This window comes from Kitasatospora sp. NPDC022856 (genome assembly GCF_055561235.1).
In genome coordinates this window covers 1-16,798 of sequence record NZ_JBVHHE010000055.1, presented here as the reverse complement: position 1 = coordinate 16,798, position 16,798 = coordinate 1, and the positions used below count along the sequence as shown (strand labels likewise).

The following is a 16,798-nucleotide window of genomic DNA, read 5'->3' as shown; positions in this document are numbered from 1 at the left end:
AGCCCCCGGCGATCCGGGTCTCACGGTCGGGACCGTTGGGTCGGTGCGACCCCGGTCAGTACGGGTGCGCCGTCCTGGCCGTCCTCCGTCCCTTGTGCTGCTTCACGACGACGCGCAGCCGCGTGGTGTGCCGGCCGTTGCCGTCCCGGCCGATGATCCGGCCGAAGTCGTGCTCGTAGATCCGGCCGTCGCGGCCACCGGTGTTGGCCCGGCTCTTGCCCTTCTTGATCGTGGTGTGGATCAGGTACTTGACCTCGCGGACGTTGCGCGAGCGGAACCGGCTCTTGCCCGCCACGCGGGACTTCGCGCCGTGCCCGCCGAGGATGTGCGGCAGGTCGATGTGGCACGCGTTCTTGTTGTGCGCGACGACCCAGTCGTCACCGACCCGCACGCTGTAGGTGTGCTGGTCGCCGATGGTGAGGTTGACGACCAGCTGGTCGGCGATCTCGCCCCGGTCGGTGACCCGGGTGACCGGGACCGGGGTGCCGGCCGGCGTCACCAGGGAGTCGCCGACCCGCACCTGCGCGGCGTCGGTCCAGCCCTTGCCGCTCACCCAGACCGGGTGCTCGGCGGTGACCCGCAGCGCGGCCGCGGTGTCCGGGTCCCCGGTCGCGCTCGCCGTCGCCGTCGCCGGATCCGCCGTCGCGGTCTCGATGTCGACCAGGTGCTTGGTGCCGTACCCGTAGATCACCGACAGCACCGGCTCCGGCCGGGTCTGACCGGTCGCCGGGTCGGTGGAGAGCACCAGGTCGCCGACCTGGACCTCACCGATCGGCAGCTGCCCGCCGTCGCCCATCAGCACCGGGGTGCCCGGGTCGAAGGAGTTGCAGCCGGTCCGCCGGAACACCGAGCGGACCCGGGAGGAGACGCGCCGTACGCGCGCCGCGCCCCGCGAGTAGCGGGCGGCCGCGAAGCCGGCCCGGACCGCCGTGTTGCCGCCGACCAGGCCGGCCGCCGCGGTGATGCTCATCTCGGCGGCCTTGCGCCAGTTGCCGGTCGCCGCGTACGAGACGGCGGAGACGGCGGCCGCGGCGGAGCCGATCGGGCCCGGGATGTACGACGCGACCTCGGCGACCTTGGCCACCACGTGCACGGTCTTCTTCAGCCACTTGGGCATGCCCCAGTGGCCGTCGAGGTCCGTGCAGTTGACCGGGTCGCCGGTGCAGTAGTCGTACGCGCCGGCGTTGCCGCCGGGCTCCGGGTCGACCTGGAGGAAGCGGCCGAGCGCCGGGCTGTAGAGGCGGGCACCCATGAGGATGTCGCCGTCCTGGGCCTCGGCGGAGCGCTGCTTGCCGCCCAGCCAGCCGTACCGCGCGGCGGCCTGGCCGTCCTGCGGGATGCCGAACTCGTCGAAGTCCAGCACGACCGGCTTGGTGAGCGCCGGGTCGGTCGTCAGCACGACGGAGCCGAACAGGTCGGTCAGCTGGAGCTGGACGTCACCGGTCCGGCTCGTGGTGGCCACCAGGTCGGTGTCCGGGCCCGAGACGTTGCGGGTCACGGTGCCCTGGGTGGTGTCCTCGACGACCCAGCGGACCTCGTCGGAGTCGTCGCCGTAGTGGTTGAGCTTCGACGTGGCGTTGGCCCACGAGCCGTCGGTCTGCTTCTTAGCCGTGGTGAACGCGGTGAGGCGGTGGGCGGCGTCCTGGGCCCACTGCTGCCTGGTGTCCCCCTTCTCCTGGGCGGCGACCTTGTCGTTGGCCCAGTAGGTGTTGGTCGCGCCGGTCGCGGTCCGCACCGTCCGCCCGAAGGCGTCGTAGCCGAAGCCGGGGTCGGTGAGCCGGTCGGCGGAGTCGTAGCCGTGGTTCTCGACGGTGGCCCCGGTCGTGCCGCAGGTGCCGTCGAGGGCCGAGGGCAGGGTGGTCTTCGACAGCCGGTTGGAGTGGGCGTCGAAGGCGTACTGCCGGGTCACGCAGCCGGTCGTGGTGGTCGACTGCTGGGCCTTCACCAGTCGGCCGAGCCGGTCGTAGCGGTAGGTGCGGGTGGCGGTGGAGCTGGTGTCCCTGGCCACCTGGCCCTGGGTGGAGACGTCGCTGGTCTGGGCCCAGACCACGGCGTTGTCGGAGGTGCGGGTGTAGGTGCGGCCGGTGGCCTCGCCGACCGCGTTGAAGGTGTCCCTGCGGACGATCCCGCCGGGGTAGGTCTGCTCGACCAGCTGGCCGTCCGGACCGTAGGAGGCGGTGAACTCGCCGGCCGTGCTGTCGTTGACCGAGGTGACCAGGCCGCGCGGCTCCTTCGCGCGGTCGTAGGTGTAGGTGGTGGACCCGGTCGGGTCGGCGACCTTCACCGGCTTGCCGAAGGCGTCGAACTCCGTGGTGGTGGTGCCGCCGTCGGCGTCCGTGTAGGAGACCAGCCGGCCCAGCTGGTCCATGACCCGGGTCAGCGACTTGCCGTCGGCCGTGGTCCGCACCGCGTCACCCGTGGCCGGGTCGTACTCGGTGGTGACCTTCGGCATCGCCACGCCCTCGTCCGAGGTGATCTCGGTCGAGGTGATCCGGTCGGCGCCGTCGTAACCGACGACCGTCCTGCGCGACTTGCCCGCGTTGGTCTCGGTGGTCTCCTCGGGCTCGCCGAACGGCGAGTACCGGGTGACCCGCTTGACGGGCAGGGTGGTCGGCATCCGGGTGCCGTCGGCATCGGTGACCGCGCCGCCGGGCAGCGTGGCGCACGGGCTGCCCGCCCACTCGGGGCGGTTGGCGCAGGCGGGGTCCTCCGGGTTGGCCCCGGCGGTGTAGAACACCGACCTGACCGTCCCGGCGTCGCCGCCCGTCGAACCCGGCTTGCGCGACTCCACGGCTCGGCCGGCGGCGTCGTACCGGATGGTCGCCGTCAGCTTGGCGCCGAGCGCGTCGGTGGTCACCGAGGTGGCCGCCTTCAGCGTCCAGCCGGCGGTGCCGCCGATCGGGGCGTCGTAGCCCGTCCTGGTGACCCGCAGCTCGACGTCGTCGGCGTAGCCGTCGATCCGGGCGCCGTCGGTGCTGGTGGTGACCAGGTGGTAGGCCTTGCCGTCGGGCTTGCCCTCGTCGTAGGTGTTGGTGTTGTGGTCCCGCGCCACGACCGGCGTGCCGGCGGCGAGCGTGGGGTTGAGCGTGGTCTTGGTCAGGGTGACCCGGTCCAGACCCGCCTGGTAGGAGGGCGCGACGGCCGCCGGGTTCTTCCCGGTGACGGTGAGCCGCAGCTCGTGGTCGCCGCGGGCGAGCCGGCCGGTCGGGCCGGCGGCGAACGGGGTGGTGGTGACCGCCGCGCTGTAGCCGTCGAAGGGGGCACCGACGTTCTGGCCGTCGACCGACAGCTGGACGATGCCGTAGTCGGCCGCCTTGGTCAGCAGCGCGCCGAGCTGGTACGTGCCCTCCTCGGGGACCGAGATCCGGAAGGAGGCGTTGTCCCCGACCGCGTCGGCGGCGAGGAACACCTGGCCGCCACCGGACCAGCCGGCCCCGGCGCAGCACGTGGCCAGGGTCTGGACGCGCACCGGGTCGGTGGCGCCCAGCTGGACCAGGCTCTCGCCCTCGGCGGTGACGGTGACGGGTACGGTCTGGCCGTCGACCTGCTCGGCGAGCGAGGCGCGGTAGACCGGTCCGAGCGTCTCGGTGACGTCGAGGCCGTCCGGCGTGTAGAGGGTCCGGGAGTCCAGCAGACGGGCCCGGGACGCGGAGTCGGCGGGCAGGTTCAGTTCGGCCGCGAGGCGTTCGGTGTCCGGGTGGGTGCCGAGCGCGATGGCGCGGTTGGTGGCCTCCAGGGTGCGGACGGCGTGGCCGTATCGGTCGTACTCGGTGGTGTCGATGTCGCCGCCGGGAGTGGTCGACGGCGTCGCCGTGTTGACCTCGTTGCCGGAGGCGTTCAGGTAGTGGACGACGGCCGGCCGGTAGCCGTCCGGTCCGGGCCTGGCCGCCGTGGCGGTGCCGGTGCCCGGGTCGTCCTCGGGGCCGTAGACGGCGGTGGCGTCGGTCGGCGCGTCGCTCTGGGCCCAGGCGGCCACGTCCGGGCCGCCCAGGTCGTACGGACCGCCCGTGGCGCGCGTCAGCGGCACGTCGTAGACGAGCTTGCTCGCGGTCTCACCGCTGACCTGGTCCTTGCTGCCCCTGGCCAGGGCCGCGCGACGGACCTTCAGCAGGCGTCCCGGGTCCTGGTCCGCGGCGGCCCTGCCGTAGTCGAGGTTCCACGGCAGCTCGCCCGCGGGGGTGATCCGGGTGACCCGCCCCGCGCCGTCGTAGTCGTAGGCGGTCTTCAGCGGCTGGGCCAGGCGCGGGTCCCAGACCTGGGCCAGGCGGCCGCGCTCGTCGTAGACGTAGTGCGCGACCTCGACCGCCTCCTGCTTGGCGGTCACCGGGTTCCAGGACCAGACCTTCACGGACCGGATCCGGTCGGTGAAGTCGCCCGGGGCCGCGGCCGTCGCGGTGGTGGCGGACGCGTAGTCGTAGTCGGTGACCTCGCAGCCGCGCGGCAGCGGGTCGACGGTGCAGCCGTTCGCGTCGTCGACACCGGGCTCGACCGGGGCGATCACCCGCTTGACGAGCGAGCGCCGGTCGGTGGAGTCGTAGACGTAGCGGGCGGTGGACCCGGCGTCCGGCCCGGTGGAGGACTGGACGCTGTACACGTCCGAGCCGGCCTGGCGGGCGAACACCGTTGCGGACCCGTCCAGTTCGGACAGCGTGTAGGTGTCGCCGGTCGCCTTCAGGACGAGGTGCTCGGCGCCCGGTTCGGGGAAGAGCGTGCCGTCCTGCGCCCGCGCGAAGGTGAGCGAGGTGTCGTCGACGCCCTTGAGGACGGCGGCGTCCGCGCTCGGGAAGGCCAGCGACACGTAGTCGGCGGACTCGCCGTGCGCCCCGCCGGCCCACTGCGGGCCGAACGGCGCGACCAGTTCGCGCACCGACATGCCGTCGAAGTAGACCGGCTTGTCGGCGTTGTCCGAGTGCCCGTTGTAGAGCCGGATCTGCGCCTCGGTAGCGTCCGCGGCGAGCGTGACGTCGGTGGTCAGCTCGGCCCAGGCGTCGGTGTACGGCGCCTTGCGGGAGACGGTCGTGGTCAGCGCGCCGGCCTTGCCGTGGACGGCCACGATCCGCATGCCGCGGTCGTCGAGGCCCGCGGTCAGCCCGGTCGAGGAGGGCACGTACACCCAGGCCTTGACCCGGTAGGTGTGGCCGGGCTTCATGCCCAGCTGGAGGCCGCCCGAGCCGCCGAGCAGCGCGTAGGTGTCACCGCTGCGGTTGGCGTCCGGCAGGACCTTCAGCGAGTCGGTCGAGCCGCCCTGGCCCCGGTCGGTGACCCGCAGGGCGGTGCCCGGGGTGGCCAGGAAGCCGGTGGTGTCGGTGGAGACCTGCTGCTGGTTGGCGGTCAGCCGCTCGCCCTGTTCCTGCCAGCCGCGGGTTGCGCCGCGGGAGGAGGAGGAACGCGTGGTGGTCATGCCGAACTCGTCGGTGTCGGTGACGTCCACCGAGTAGTCACCGGTGAGCAGGTTGACCGAGCCGGGGCCGACCTCGACGCCGGTGGCGCCGTCGGCGTTGGCGTCGGCGGTGAAGGTGGACCAGGCCGTCGGGTAGGCCGGGTCGCTGTCCTTGTCCGTGTAGAGCAGCGCGCGGACCTGTACGACGCCGCCGATCTGCCCCAGCGACTCCAGCACCGACCAGTTGGCGTGACCGCCGAGTTCGGCGAGCCGCGGCCGGGTGCCGGAGGTGGGGGTGTTGTCGGCCTTGGTGAGGTGGGCCGCCGGGATGTCGTACTCGGTGGCGCCGGGGCCGCGGCGGTACTGCCAGGTGACCCGGGTGTACTGGGTCTGGGCGTCGACCGCGAGCTTGACGCGCTTGGCGGTCTCGGAGCCGTCGACCGGGGAGCTGACGCCGGCCCGGCCGACCCGGAAGGTGTGGACGGCCGGGTCGGAGAGGTTGTCCGCCCGGTCCTTGGTCTGCACCTTGAGGGTGTGCGTGCCGTCGGTGGGCGGGGTGATCGACGCGGTGGTCGCACCGGTCGCGTCGACCGTCACCGGTGCCTTGCCGTCCAGGGTGTAGACGTAGCCGACCACGTCGTCGGAGCCGGCCGGCGGGGTGAGGGTGAACCGTCCGGTCTGGCCGGCGGCGCCGTGCCACACCTCGTCGGCGGGGTAGTCGGCGGAGGTGACGAACGGCGCGCCCGGCCGGGTGGTGTCGGCGACGACGACCACGTCCTGCGGGGCCCACGGCGAGTTGTCGGTGCCGTCCCAGAGCCGGGCGCCCATCGAGTACTGCACGCCCTCGTCGAGCTTGGCGAGGCCGAAGTCGGCCGGCTTCACCTGGGCGTAGCTGCCGTTCGGGACCTCCTTGTAGACGCGCTTGACGAGGACGCCGGCGCGGTAGAGGTCGAAGTCGGCGCCGACCTTGCCGCCGCTGTCCGGGTCACTGGCCAGGACCTGGAAGGTCGGGGTGGCCGAGGAGGTGAAGCGGGGGTTGCCCTGGCGGGCCGGGAACACGTCGACCGCCGGCGGCGCCGCGGGGACGGTGTTGTACGTCACCGACAGGAACGGCGGGTGGCCGCCCTGGGAGGAGTCGAAGCGCTTCCACGAGTACGGGCTGGTCTCGGTGGAGGCGCGCAGGCCGAGGGCGTTGTTGGCGTAGCCGTTGTCGGACCAGGCGGTGACCAGCGAGGTGACGTCCTGGGCGACCCATGCGTCGCCGCAGCCGGCGTTCTCGTTGCCCTTGGTGGCGTTGCTGACCGCCCACTGCTTGTTCCAGTTGGGCTGGTTGGTCCACCGGGAGCCGGTGGAGGCGAGGCCGGTGTCCCAGACCTCCCAGGACCAGGGCTCGCAGGACCACGAGTGGGTGTTGTACAGGTTCAGCTTCGCCGAGAGGATGTGCTTGCCGTGGTACGGACCCTCGGGGAAGTGCAGGAAGGAGCGGGCGACCTGGCCGCTGCCGTTGTTGCCGAGCTTCAGCTCGGTGGCGGACGACTGGTCGGTGGTCCAGCCCTGCTGGACGAAGGTGTCGAAGGAGGCGCCGACGGTGAGCGCCGGGTCGATCGTCACCGGGTAGCTGGTCGCCGGGTCGCCGAGGAAGCCGGCGTCCGGGGTGAAGACCAGCTCGGCCTCCGCGCCGGCACCGCGCAGCTCCATCGCGACGGGGGCGCGGCGGTTGTGCTCCAGCGACTGCGGGTCGACCGCCGCGTCCCACATCACGGGGGCGGGGATCTTCGCCTGCACCTTGCCGGACGGACGCTCGGTCAGCTCGATCGAGCCGTCGTCCTTGCGGTCGACGTCCAGGCCGCTGGTGTCGATCGGCAGCACGACGGTGCCGGCCTGGGAGACGGCCGAGCGGTCCTTGACGATCAGGTACTGCTCGAAGCCGGTCCGGGTGGCCTCCAGGACGAGGTCCACTCCGGGGCGGGCGTCGACGTAGGTGGCCCGGCTGCCGTCGAGCCTGGGCTTGGGCAGGCGGCCTAGCCAGCCGAGCTGCACCTGCTGCTCGCCGGCGCCGATCTTGACCAGCTCGCGCTCGGCGGGCTTCTCGGCGGCGGGGTCGGGTGCGGCGGCGGCAGCGGCGGGGGCCGAGTCGGCGGGCTTGGCGAAGGCGGAGCCCGAGCCGGAGCCGGGTGCGGTGGGCAGCTGCGGCCGGGCCTCGTCGCGGCCGGCCCGGGCGTCGGCCGCGTGCGCGGGGCCTTCGGCGGCGGGTATACCGGTCCCGGCCGGGGCGGCGGGCGGGGCGACGGCGTCACCGGTGCGCACGCCGGGGTCGCCACCGGTGAAGGTCAGGCCCTCCGGGTGGACCTTCGGCGCGACCTTGCCGTCCGGGGTCTCCACCAGCGTGGTGTCGACCGGGACCCAGGCGTCGCCGACCTTGACCCGGACCGGTCCGGTCGCGGTGTCCTGGGTCAGCGTCCCCGCGGGGTCGGCCCAGAGCGTGGTGGTGGCGGTCCGTGCGCCGGTCACCTCGACCCGGTGGCCGTTCAGCCGGGCGGCGAGCAGGGCGGAGGCCGCGTCGGGGGCCTCGTTGACGGGTGCGGTGGCCGTGGCCTTGGGGTCGGTCGCGGGTGCGGCGTAGGCGGAGTCGGCGGTCAGCGCATCGAGCGCGACCCCCGTCTCCACCAGTAGCGCGAGCGCCGCCAGAACGGCTGTCCGCCGCATCCGGCGCGTAGTGAAGGCCCCGCCCCCAAAAACGGGCGGGGCCTGCTTCCTCGATGGCAAGAGAGTTTTCTCCACGAATAGTGCTGGCAAAGAAGTCGTGCCACACCAAGATCGCAGAGCGGCTGACCGGGAATCCCCGGATCCGGATATCGAATCGGCAAAGATTGGCCGATCGGTGCCCACTTTGCCCCGATATTACGTGAAATGCTGACTGCATGTCAGTTGGCCGGTAAAGGAGACGCTTTGCTCGCCGACGCCCGACCCGCACCCCCGCAGATCGGCGGGGGTCGGCGATCATGATTTGACGGCAGACGATCATGTTGTGGATAGTCGTTTCCGGGCCGACCGGGGGTGATGCCGACTCCCGCTCGGACGCGACGAGCACGGGGGTGGGATGCGATGTCCGAAGGCCCCGGGGATGGCGCCTTCGGCGGCACCGCGGTCGTCCCGGCGACGGCCACCTGCGCCGAAGGCGGGCAGGCCGCGGCCGGCGGGACGTCCTTCCCGCAGGTCGTCGCGCACAGGGTCGCGTTCCGGGGCGGCGACGTCCTCTCGCCCACGCGTCCGTTCGATCCGGCCGACACCGTGGACCACCTCGGCGGCGCACGATTCGCCGGGAAACCCGCGTCCGGTTATCACGGGTCGGCCGGGAGCGGTCGGGTCATGCTCCGGAATCATCGCGACTACGACATCCGGATTGATCCACCGAATATCCCGCCCGCTACGGCGGCGGAGAAACGCACGGCATTCCTCGACGACCCCGGATCGAATCGCCGGGCGGCCGGCTGGTCAATTCCGGCGGGTACGAGCCGCAACCGGATCCGGGCGCGGTCAATTCCTCTTCTTCTCCGCGGAGTTTCCGGTCCGGCAGTACCCGCGTCGGGCGAACGGCACGCCTCGGGCGGCCCAGGACAGCACCGGCACGCCGAACGCCTTCCCGGTCCTGGAACACTCCGGGCTGCCCTCCGCGGCGAGCGTCTCCCGCCCGCCCTCGGCGTGGCACGGGACGCCGCCGGGCTGATCCCCCGTCGCAGCCCCGCCCCGTCCTCGGCGCCGATTCAGGTACGCACCCCCTCGGGATCCGACCGGCGGACCGGCACGACCCGCACCCGGCCGACACCACATCACCGCCCCGGTGACTAGGTTCGTGGTGGGGCCCGATGCCTCCGGCCGGGCACCCGCCCGGCCGGACGGGCCGGAGTCGAGGAGCGGTGACAGTGACGATGCGGGAGTATCCGCTGGTGGGCGGTCCGGTCGAGGTACGGGGGGCGCTGGATCTGGAGCGGACGCCGGCCGGGGTGATGCCGCGCCGGCTGCCGGCGTGGACCAAGGAGCAGTACCAGAACCCGACGGTCAACGGGGGAACGGTGATGCCCTCGGGTGTGCGGCTGGTGTTCCGCACCGAGGCGCGGGTGCTCGAGTTCGAGGTGCTCACGTCCACGGGACAGCTCGACGGCGACCCGGAGCCCCGGCCGACCGGGATGCTGGACCTGACGGTGGACGGCGTCCTGGTCGGGCGGCAGCGGGCGCCCTTGGGCAACGTCATGCGGATGGCGGGCCCCGGGGCCGAGCAGCGGCTGATACCGGGGAAGCCGGGGACGGCGCGCTTCGCCGGACTGCCGGCCGGGATGAAGGACGTCGAGCTGTGGCTGCCGCAGCAGACCCCCACGGAACTGGTGGCGCTCCGCGCCGACGGCGAGGTCCTGGCACCCCTTCCTGACGGCCGGCCCCGGTGGGTGCACCACGGGAGTTCCATCAGCCACTGCCTCGAAGCCGACGGTCCCACCGGCACCTGGCCCGTGGTGGCGGCGTCCATCGGGGGCGTGGAGGTGACCAACCTCAGCGAGCCGGGCAACGCCATGCTGGACCCCTACGTCGCCCGGACGATCCGCGACCTGCCCGCCGACCTGATCAGCCTCAAGACAGGCGTCAACATCGTGGGCCTGGCCACCTTCCGCCTGCGGACCTTCGGCCCGGCGGTGCACGGATTCCTGGACACCATCCGGGACGGCCATCCCGACACCCCGCTGCTGGTGATCTCCCCGGTGAGCTGCCCCGCGCTGGAGGACCGTCCCGGCCCGACCACGGTGGGCCAGGACGGAAGGATCACCGCGCTCGGGGACCCGGCCGACCTGGCCCGGGGAGCGTTGTCGCTGCAGGTGGTCCGTGACGAGCTGGCGAGGATCGTCGCGGCCCGGCAGGCCCACGACCCTCACCTGCACCACCTCGACGGACGCGACCTCCTCGGCCCGGCCGACGTGGACGACCTCCCCGACGGGCTGCACCCGTCCGCCGCCGCCTACCGCCGCATGGGCGAACGCTTCGCCGCCCACGCCTTCGCCGCCGCCGGCCCGTTCCGCGCCCGCCCCCGGCCGACCGAGTGAGTCGGCCGGGGGTGCGGCGCCCGAGGAGCCGTTCCCGTGGAGCCCGCGGCCGTCCGAGACGTTCCCGGGCAGCGGGCAGCCGCCGACCCCGGTGGCGCCGGGGCTGGCGGGTGCGCGGTGGACCGGTGGCGGGTGGGGGCGTTCACCGTGGACGGCCGCCGCGCGGCGCGGACCCGTCCGGAGGCGGGAGCCGCGCAGGACCCGCCGTCCGCTGTCCGAGCGCGAGCATCGCCTCGCTGAGCTCGCCGAGGGCCGCGTCCGGCATCGCGGTGGCGGCGTCTTCGAGAACGAGCAGTCGTGCCCGGGGGATCGCGCGCGCGATCGCCTCGCCGTTGCCGACGGGGAAGAACGGGTCGCGGCGGCCGTGGACGACGAGGGTGGGGATCCTGATCTCGGGCAGGCGCTCGCGCCAGCGGGGTCGGCAGTCGAGCTTGGAGAACGTCATCCGCAGCTGGTTGGCCGTCTGGACCGGGGGCGCGGTGCCGGGGGTGCGGTCCCAGATGCGCGCGGCGGTCGCGCGGGCGGCGGCGGGGTCGTCGCCGAGGATCTCGGCGCCGGTGGCGGCGAACTCGGCGACGGCCCGGCGGTCGGTCCAGTCGGGTATCGGGCGTGCGAACAGCCGGCGCATGGTCGCGGGGTCGTGGTCGGGGAGGTCGTCGTCGGGCGGGCCGGGCGCGACGGGGCGGGTGCCGACGAGCGTGAGCGCCGAGAAGCTGTCCGGGTGGTCGAGCACGGCGACCTGGGCGACCATGCCGCTGACGCCGATGCCCGCGAGGTGGGCGGGGCCCCCGCCGAGCGTCTCGGCGAGGGCCGCCGCGTCGGCGGCGAGGTCGCGCAGGGTGTAGTCGGGTGCCTGCGGACCCGCGGTCGTCGACTCCCCGCTGTCGCGCAGGTCGTAGCGCACCACGCGGCGTCCGCCGGCGGCGAGGCGTTCGCACAGCGCGTCGGGCCAGGAGAGCATCGTCGTTCCGCCCGCGAGCAGGACGAGTGGCGCGTCCTCGCGACCGAACGACTCGATGCCCAGGGCGATCCCGTTGGTATGGACGACGGTCATCGGGTCACCGGGACCCGTCGCGGCCGAGACCGCGGTCGGGCGCGCTCATGTCGCCCGTCGCGGGCGTGCCATCGGCGAGCCCGTAGCGCAGGTAGACGGTGCCCTCCGGACCGGCGACCGGCGGTTCGAGGAGGGTGAGGTTCGTGGGCACCGCGCCGCCGTCGAACACCTTCTTCCCGACGCCGAGCGTGATCGGGTGCACCCAGAGGTCGAGACGGTCGAAGAGCTTCTCCCGCAGGAGGGTCTGCACCAGGTCCAGGCTCCCGACGACCTTCACGTGCTCGTGCCGCTCGCGGATCTCGCGCACCGCGCCGGCCAGGTCCGGGCCGAGCCGGGTGGACCCGGCCCACGGGAGGTCGGGCGTGCCCCGGGAGGCCACGTACTTCGGGACGCGGTTGAAGAGCTCGGCGATCTCGCCGTCCTTCTGGTGCGGCCAGTAGGCGGCGAAGATGTCGTACGTGCGCCGGCCGAGCAGGAGGGCGTCGGTGCCCTCGTACGCGGCGACGATCTGCGCGCCGGTGGCCTCGTTCAGCAGGGGCGCCTGCCAGCCGCCGAACGGGAACCCCACCGGGTCCTCGTCGGGTCCGCCGGGCGCCTGCGCGACGAGGTCGAGGGTCGCGAACAGCTCGATGTGGATGAGTCCCATGTCTGTACTCCCGATGAGTCGGTGATCCCGGTCGAGATATAGACCTGCCGGGGCCGGAAAACTCATCGCCGCGCCGGAACCCGGTTTCCGTATCCGCCGGTCCGCCGTCCGGGCCGTCCGCGATGCCGGCCGCGCTGGGCGAGTCGCTGCCGGCGCCGTCGGGGATCGAGTCGCTGCTGTCGTAGCTCCGTATGGCGACCATGATCGTACTGGCCGGTCACTACCGTGTCGTCTCCCCGGGTGATCGCGACCTGGCGACCAGGCCGCCGACATCGCCGTCGCCCTCCTGCGCACCGAGGCCGGCCGCGACCCCCACGACAAGGACCTCCACGACCTGGTCGGTGAGCTCTCCACCCGTAGCGACGAGTTCCGGACCCGCTGGGGCGCCCACGACGTCCGCCACCACGGCACCGGCACCAAACGCTTCCACCACCACGCGGTCGGCGACCTCACCCTCGCGTACGAAGGCCTGGAGCTGGCCGCCGAACCCGGCCTCACCCTCACCGTCTACTCCGCCGAACCCGGCTCCGCCTCCGACGAGGGCCTGCGTCTGCTCGCCTCCTGGGCCGCCACCCGCGAAGCCGGGAGTGGCTTCCGGCAGACCGAACAGTCGGCATCGACTGCGGTCGCTGCTGCTGCCGGCATCCGTGGGCCCCGGACCGGACGGGGTCGCTCGGTGTGAGGGCCGCGGTGATCGGGCAGGCGCGGGGCCATGGTGAGAATCGGATACACGATGATGACCGAGCAGCGCGGCCCGCGTGACCTGGTCGCGGACGTGGTGCGCGCCGAGCAGTGCGGGTTCGACTTCTCGGTGATCTCGGACCACTCCTTCCCCTGGCTGGACGAGCAGGGTCACGCTCCGTACGCGTGGGCGGTGCTCGGTGCCGCCGCGCAGGCCACCTCCCGGATCCCGCTCATGACCTACGTGACGTGCCCGACGTTCCGCTACCACCCCGTCGTGGTGGCGCAGAAGGCCGCCACGCTGCAGTTGCTGTCCGAGGGCCGCTTCCGGCTCGGGCTGGGCAGCGGCGAGAACCTCAACGAGCACGTGATCGGCCGGGGCTGGCCGGCGGTGCCGGTCCGCCAGGCGATGCTCGACGAGGCGGTGCAGATCATCCGGGCGCTGTTCGACGGCGGTTACGTCACCCGGCGAGGCCGGTACTTCGACGTCGAGGGCGCCAGGCTGTGGGATCTGCCCGACCGGCCGCCGCCGATCGGGGTGGCGGTATCAGGGCCGGACTCCTGCGAGCTTGCCGGCCGACTGGCCGATCTGGTGATCGCCGTGGAGCCGGACCAGGCGCTGATCACCGGGTTCGCCGAGCACGGCGGGGCCGGAAAGCCGGCCGTGGGTCAGCTTCCGGTGTGCTGGGACGCCGACCGGGACACCGCTGTCCGGCGGGCCCACGAGCAGTTCCGCTGGTTCGGCGGCGGTTGGAAGGTGAACGCCGAGCTGCCCGGGACGGCGGGGTTCGCCGCCGCGAGCCGCTTCGTCCGCCCCGAGGACGTGGCCGAATCCATTCCGTGCGGTGACCGGGTCGACGACTTCGTCGAGGCGGTGCGGCCGTTCGTCGACGCCGGGTTCGACGAGGTGGCCCTCGTACAGGTCGGCGGTGACAGCCAGCCCGCGTTCCTCGACTGGGCCGAGGGCACCCTGCTGCCGGCCTTGCGCGAGGCGTTCTGAAACCTGGTCGGCTCGGCCACGCCGGGGCTCCGCCGGGCACAGGACGGTCGGGGCGTGCTCGACGCGGGAAGGCAGTCGCGGACCGCCTTCCCAGGCTGATCGTCGATCCGACGGGCGTGACCTGCTCAGGGGGAGGAGGCGGCCACGGACGCCCCTTCGCGCCATGCGGTGATCCTGCCGGGCGTGCCCGGCAGGATCACCGCCACGGCCCGCCGGAGGTCGTCGTCGTCCGCGCCACCGGCCCGGTTACCGCCGACGGGGTGCCGGTGCACACGGACACGGCCGACGCTCGCAGCACCGGACGGACCAGGCCGGCACCGCTGCCCGCACGCCCAGCCCGGCCCCGCTGACAACGCCGACCGGCGCGCTGGGCCCAGCCGATAGACTGCCCGTCATGAGCATGGTCACGGCGGTCGAGAGCGTCATCCACGAGGCGGAACTCCAGCTCACCGACGGGACCTGGGAACTCACCGTGACCGACTACGCTCTGGCCCGCGAGACCGCCGCAGCCCTCGATGCCGCGATCGGCCCCGCCGACACCCACCAGGCGCTGTCGAGGATCGAGCGGCTCGCCGCACTGCGCGAAGCTCTCGCGGCCCTGGCAGTGACCATCGCCCGCACTCATGGCCACCTCGCCTGGTTCCTCGCCGACGCCAGCAGCCACCTCGCACCGGTCCTTCACTGGCGCGCCCTGGACGTCCCCGGCAACCGTACCTTCGGCGCCGTCCTCCCCACCGGCGACGAACTCGCCGACGCCGAGGCCGCCACCCGCCTCCTCGCCGCCATGCTCAGCCGCGGCAGCCGTACCACCTGACCGGCCAGGTGGGCGCCGAGCAGGGTCAGGACGATCCGGGCGGGCCGCTCGGCCTCCTGGGGATGTCGTAATCACCGCGTTCCCGGATCCCGTCAGGAACGCCTCCCAGGGAAGAGTCACCGCGATTCTCCCTCCACCCCAAAAGCCGGTGCGCGGTCAGGGCAGCACGGCCAGGCGCCGGTGCAGACCGGTGAGCTTCAGCAGGCGGATGACGCAGCGCCCGGCTCCGCGCACGATCAGGCGCCTGCCGTTGCGGTCGGCCTGGTTGCAAGCCTGGACGAGGGCACCCAGGCCCGCGCAGTCCATGAACGTCACCTCCGACAGGTCGAGGACCACCTCCCGGTGCGACTCGAGCGCGGTGGCCAGGGCATGGCGCAGGGCCGGGGCGGTGTCGAGGTCGATCTCGCCGTTCGCCCGCACGATGAAGGGTTCGCTGCTCTGGCTGTTCATGGCGTTTCCGCGTCGCTGCGGGCGGGCCGGTCCGGGCGGGCCGACCCGCGGGCGGGGGTGTTCCGGCCGCTCCTTCGATCGAGGGGGGAGAGATCGGGGGCGGCCGGAACGGCATCGGGGCGGGTCAGGCCTGGATCTGCGTGCGGCTTCCGCTGTGGCTGATCGCGACCTTGCGGGGCTTGGCCCTCTCGGCGACCGGGATCTTCAGGGTCAGCACGCCGGCGTCGTAGTCGGCGGTGATCCCGGCGGGGTCGAGGGTGTCGGACAGCATGACCTGGCGGGAGAACACCCCGAGCGGGCGCTCGGACAGCTCCCACTTCACGCCCTCGCTCTCGCGGCGGGGGCGACGCTCGGCCTTGACGGTCACCGTGTTCCGTTCGACGTCGATGTCGATGGCTTCCGGGTCCACCCCGGGCAGGTCGAAGCAGATCACGTACTCGTCCCCGGCCCGGTAGGCGTCCAACGGCATCGATGCCGGCCGCGACCAGGTACCCGTGTTGCCCAGGAACTGCTGGGTCAGCCGGTCCAGCTCGCGGAACGGATCAGTGCGCAGCAGCATCGCGAAACACCTCCACTGATCGAACGGGTGCCAGTGCGCTTCGTCTGAGACCGTTGTAGCGCGTCATCCATCCGATGACAAGTCGCCGCGTCGCCTATAGAGTGACTGCATGAACGATAAGCCCCGCAGACCCGCCCCCGACGGCCCCCGGCCGGTCGAACCCGCCTCGTTCCTGGCGGCCGCGGCGGCGCTGGCCGCCATCGACGACGCCGTCCGCACCGCCCGCGACCCCGGTACGCAGCCCCCGGGCGCCCTTGACGCGCAGGACGGCCCCGAGCCCGCTCTGGCCGCACTCGTCCTGCTGCGGGAGCTGCGTACCGAGCTCGCCGGCTGGGAGGCCGGACTGGTGCGGACCGCCCGGGAGGCCGGTGCCACCTGGGCCGACCTCGCCCACCCCATGGGCGTCGCCAGCCGCCAGGCAGCCGAGAACCGCTACCTGCGCCTCAAGCCCGCCGCAGGCCGCACGACGCGGGCCGGTACCGGCGCGGAACGCGTCAAGGCCGTCCGTGACCGCCGAGCCGCCGACCGCACCGTCACCGCCTGGGCCCGCGACAACGCCGCCGAGCTGCGGGTCCTCGCCGCCCAGATCACCACGACCGCACTCGCCCCCGGCGCTCGCCCCGCCCAGGCCGCCCTGACCGCCGCCCTCGGCGCCACCGACCCCGCCGACCTCATCGAGCCCCTCGCCGCCGTCCGCCCCCACCTCGGCGCCGGCCAGGACGACCTCGCCACCCGCCTCGACGCCCTCACCCACCACACCACCCAGCTCCGCGATGACAGCGACCAACGCCGCGCCTGATCCCGTCACCGCCGAGGAGCGCTGGCAGGAGCTCCTGGACCGGATTCACGACCTCGAAGCACGAGTGGCCGCCACCACGGTCGCCGTCACCACCGCCCTCGACTCCCACCTGGCCCGGCTCGACACCCTGCGCCACGAGCTCGCCCGACCCGACTGGTCACTGCCCGCCCCCGATGCAGGCGGCCCCCGGGCCACGCCGGCGAACAACCAGCACGCCTGACCCGGCCAGCGAGCGTGTCAGAAAGTTCGTGTAAGTCCGTGATCTGGGAGGCTGGCCGGGGCCCGGCTGAGGGCTCTGGCCGGCCGGAACGGACAGGACATGGGC

The 16,798-nt window shown here is 73.2% G+C and carries 10 protein-coding genes and 1 pseudogene; 6 read left to right on the top strand and 5 right to left on the bottom strand.

Going from position 1 to position 16,798, the window contains the following annotated elements:
* Positions 1–55: 55 nt before the first annotated feature.
* Entirely contained in the window at positions 56–8,086 is an 8,031-nt protein-coding gene (locus ACZ34W_RS34920) for a DNRLRE domain-containing protein (RefSeq protein WP_465609946.1), read from the bottom strand.
* Between the two features lie 1,223 nt (positions 8,087–9,309).
* On the opposite strand from ACZ34W_RS34920, the gene ACZ34W_RS34915 reads away from it, so the two are divergent.
* On the top strand, positions 9,310–10,470 hold the full coding sequence (locus ACZ34W_RS34915) for a GDSL-type esterase/lipase family protein (RefSeq protein ID WP_465609982.1): 1,161 nt from the start codon (positions 9,310–9,312) through the stop codon (positions 10,468–10,470).
* Between the two features lie 142 nt (positions 10,471–10,612).
* On the opposite strand, the gene ACZ34W_RS34910 is transcribed toward ACZ34W_RS34915, so the two are convergent.
* The gene (locus tag ACZ34W_RS34910) at positions 10,613–11,524 is read right to left on the bottom strand and encodes an alpha/beta fold hydrolase (protein ID WP_465609944.1); all 912 of its coding nucleotides are present in this window, start codon (positions 11,522–11,524) and stop codon (positions 10,613–10,615) included.
* Between the two features lie 4 nt (positions 11,525–11,528).
* Positions 11,529–12,170: a dihydrofolate reductase family protein gene (locus ACZ34W_RS34905; RefSeq protein WP_465609942.1), complete on the bottom strand. Its 642-nt coding sequence runs from the start codon at positions 12,168–12,170 to the stop codon at positions 11,529–11,531.
* A 256-nt stretch (positions 12,171–12,426) separates the two neighbouring features.
* On the opposite strand from ACZ34W_RS34905, the pseudogene ACZ34W_RS34900 reads away from it, so the two are divergent.
* The 3 genes and pseudogenes from ACZ34W_RS34900 to ACZ34W_RS34890 all read left to right on the top strand — a co-directional run.
* Positions 12,427–12,852, top strand: a pseudogene (locus tag ACZ34W_RS34900) (MmyB family transcriptional regulator); the annotation flags it as partial.
* A 30-nt stretch (positions 12,853–12,882) separates the two neighbouring features.
* Complete coding sequence (locus tag ACZ34W_RS34895) at positions 12,883–13,851, top strand: LLM class F420-dependent oxidoreductase (protein ID WP_329491727.1); 969 nt, start codon at positions 12,883–12,885, stop codon at positions 13,849–13,851.
* A 394-nt stretch (positions 13,852–14,245) separates the two neighbouring features.
* Positions 14,246–14,665 carry a hypothetical protein gene (locus ACZ34W_RS34890; RefSeq protein ID WP_465609939.1) on the top strand — a complete coding sequence of 140 codons (420 nt, stop codon included), beginning with the start codon at positions 14,246–14,248 and terminating at the stop codon, positions 14,663–14,665.
* Positions 14,666–14,821: 156 nt separating this feature from the next.
* On the opposite strand, the gene ACZ34W_RS34885 is transcribed toward ACZ34W_RS34890, so the two are convergent.
* Positions 14,822–15,115, bottom strand: coding sequence for an STAS domain-containing protein (locus tag ACZ34W_RS34885; protein WP_329491729.1), 294 nt, complete (start codon positions 15,113–15,115; stop codon positions 14,822–14,824).
* Positions 15,116–15,239: 124 nt separating this feature from the next.
* Positions 15,240–15,674, bottom strand: coding sequence for an Hsp20/alpha crystallin family protein (locus ACZ34W_RS34880; RefSeq protein WP_465609937.1), 435 nt, complete (start codon positions 15,672–15,674; stop codon positions 15,240–15,242).
* Between the two features lie 109 nt (positions 15,675–15,783).
* On the opposite strand from ACZ34W_RS34880, the gene ACZ34W_RS34875 reads away from it, so the two are divergent.
* Together ACZ34W_RS34875 and ACZ34W_RS34870 are read left to right on the top strand one after the other, a co-directional pair.
* Positions 15,784–16,473: a hypothetical protein gene (locus ACZ34W_RS34875; RefSeq protein WP_465609935.1), complete on the top strand. Its 690-nt coding sequence runs from the start codon at positions 15,784–15,786 to the stop codon at positions 16,471–16,473.
* Positions 16,448–16,693 carry a hypothetical protein gene (locus ACZ34W_RS34870; RefSeq protein WP_465609933.1) on the top strand — a complete coding sequence of 82 codons (246 nt, stop codon included), beginning with the start codon at positions 16,448–16,450 and terminating at the stop codon, positions 16,691–16,693. The genes ACZ34W_RS34875 and ACZ34W_RS34870 overlap by 26 nt, the downstream gene beginning before the upstream one ends.
* Positions 16,694–16,798 lie beyond the last annotated feature (105 nt).

What these genes read in the sequence shown, in the direction of transcription:
- ACZ34W_RS34920 (WP_465609946.1), bottom strand. Translation starts at nt 8,086, where the DNA reads ATGCGGCGGACAGCCGTTCTGGCGGCGCTCGCGCTACTGGTGGAGACG.
- ACZ34W_RS34915 (WP_465609982.1), top strand. Translation starts at nt 9,310, where the DNA reads ATGCGGGAGTATCCGCTGGTGGGCGGTCCGGTCGAGGTACGGGGGGCG.
- ACZ34W_RS34910 (WP_465609944.1), bottom strand. Translation starts at nt 11,524, where the DNA reads ATGACCGTCGTCCATACCAACGGGATCGCCCTGGGCATCGAGTCGTTC.
- ACZ34W_RS34905 (WP_465609942.1), bottom strand. Translation starts at nt 12,170, where the DNA reads ATGGGACTCATCCACATCGAGCTGTTCGCGACCCTCGACCTCGTCGCG.
- ACZ34W_RS34895 (WP_329491727.1), top strand. Translation starts at nt 12,883, where the DNA reads ATGGTGAGAATCGGATACACGATGATGACCGAGCAGCGCGGCCCGCGT.
- ACZ34W_RS34890 (WP_465609939.1), top strand. Translation starts at nt 14,246, where the DNA reads ATGAGCATGGTCACGGCGGTCGAGAGCGTCATCCACGAGGCGGAACTC.
- ACZ34W_RS34885 (WP_329491729.1), bottom strand. Translation starts at nt 15,115, where the DNA reads ATGAACAGCCAGAGCAGCGAACCCTTCATCGTGCGGGCGAACGGCGAG.
- ACZ34W_RS34880 (WP_465609937.1), bottom strand. Translation starts at nt 15,674, where the DNA reads ATGCTGCTGCGCACTGATCCGTTCCGCGAGCTGGACCGGCTGACCCAG.
- ACZ34W_RS34875 (WP_465609935.1), top strand. Translation starts at nt 15,784, where the DNA reads ATGAACGATAAGCCCCGCAGACCCGCCCCCGACGGCCCCCGGCCGGTC.
- ACZ34W_RS34870 (WP_465609933.1), top strand. Translation starts at nt 16,448, where the DNA reads ATGACAGCGACCAACGCCGCGCCTGATCCCGTCACCGCCGAGGAGCGC.